The organism is Isoptericola sp. NPDC056605 (assembly GCF_042792795.1).
Taxonomy (GTDB): Bacteria; Actinomycetota; Actinomycetes; order Actinomycetales; family Cellulomonadaceae; genus Isoptericola.
The window spans coordinates 1-1645 of sequence record NZ_JBHTVT010000052.1; the positions used below are offsets into that span (position 1 = coordinate 1).

2 protein-coding genes are annotated in these 1645 nt (G+C 39.6%); both read right to left on the reverse strand.

Translation table 11 applies throughout. The annotated features are described in order from the left end of the window. Positions 1–151: 151 nt before the first annotated feature. Positions 152–1302, reverse strand: a protein-coding gene (locus ACFQ8Y_RS22675; protein ID WP_087614160.1) for an IS3 family transposase whose coding sequence is annotated in 2 segments (ribosomal slippage) — positions 152–1029 and positions 1029–1302 — 1152 coding nt in all. Because the reading frame shifts where the segments join, the coding sequence is not laid out codon by codon here. A gap of 111 nt (positions 1303–1413) precedes the next feature. Continuing rightward, a partial coding sequence (locus ACFQ8Y_RS22680) for a hypothetical protein (protein ID WP_430586799.1) occupies positions 1414–1645 on the reverse strand: 232 nt, incomplete at its 5' end.

Below are 1645 nucleotides of genomic sequence, written 5' to 3' on the forward strand. Positions count from 1 at the left end.
TTCTTGTATGGTTAAATTCGAATCATCTAAAACTTTAGCCATTATTCAAACACCTCTATTATAAATGAGATACCTAAAAGACGACGATCATATAAAAAGCCTCACCTGATGGGACTGACCCCCGTTTTTGAGACAGGGATCAAAACACCTTTTAAACAGCCAATTGCCGATAATTTATCGGTGATTGGTTGTTTAGTTTCGTTTGAATACGAATATTGTTATAATAATGAATGTATTCTATGACAGTGCGTTCTACGATGGCGGTCGTGGTTCGATCAATGCTGTTAAGATAGAACGTTTCAGACTTTAGTGAGGAATGAAACGATTCGATGGAGGCATTATCAGCGGGTGTCCCTTTGCGGGACATGCTCATGGTAATGCCTTTTGTTTTAACAGCTTTCTGATACTCGTAAGATGTATACACAGATCCTTGGTCACTATGTAACACGCAGTTCTCAGGCAGTGTTGGCAGTTGATCAAGTGTGTGTAAGACAAAGTCTGTGTCCTGCTTATCTCCAATCGTAAAAGCAATCACTTCTCCATTATATACATCCAATATACTGGAAAGGTACAATTGTTTCTGTCCATAAGGCAAATACGTGATGTCTGTTACTAGTTTTTCAAGAGGATGATCAGACTGAAAGTTCCGATCTAATATATTGTCGACCACGGCATATGGCTGCCCATTCTTCTTGCGCTTTTTCACCTTAACCCGGCACTGCCACTGATTTTTCTGCATAATACGCTGAACCGTTTTATGGTTAATACACATTCTCTTTTTTAATATAGCTGTGATTTTTCGATATCCATATCGATACTGGTGCTCTCGGCACAACGTGCCGATTTGTTTTTCTAAATGGCGCTTGGGATGATCTTTCTTCAGATTCTTCTTCCAACGATAATAAGACGAGCGAGAGATACCTAAATGAATACAGATATCCTGCACGGTCATTGTGCTGTGCAATTCTTCTACAAGTTCGACTGACGTTTGGCTATCAACTTCCTTTCCAATTCGTTGTACTTTTTTAACACTTCATTCTGTTGTCTCAGATATCGATTCTCTGCCTGCAGTTTCTCTAATTCGGAAGAATACTCCGGACCTTTTCCATAAGTGTATTGCTTACCAACAGGCTGTTCAAATCGATGTGTATCACCAGCCTTATACCATCTGACCCATGTCTTAATCTGCGTATTATTTTTGATATTCAACTCCTGCATGATCTCTTTCATAGGTACGCCTGCCAATCTCATTTCTACAGCCTTCTGTTTCACTTCAACCGGATAACTCACTCTTGTCCCCATAGAAAAAACACCTCCAAGTCTAATTTCGGATAACAATCATCCGTATTCAAACTTGAAGGTGTTTTTATTTGTCTCATCTTATGGGGTCAGTCCCACAGGGCCCGCGGTTTTTTACTCTTCTTCTGTCTCCTGATTGATAATTTGCTTTACAGATGATCTGCTGTTATTTTCTCTGTTCATCTCTCGCAATTGAGTATAAGCCATATCGAATTCCTCTTTTGTCATCTGCTTTGCGGCTAATGCAGAGCATAATATAGCAAAAGCAATTGGCATTGTATCAATGTGAATGTCGATATGGACCTCTGAGTTGCCGCTATTTTTGATAACAGATTCAGTAGTGGGT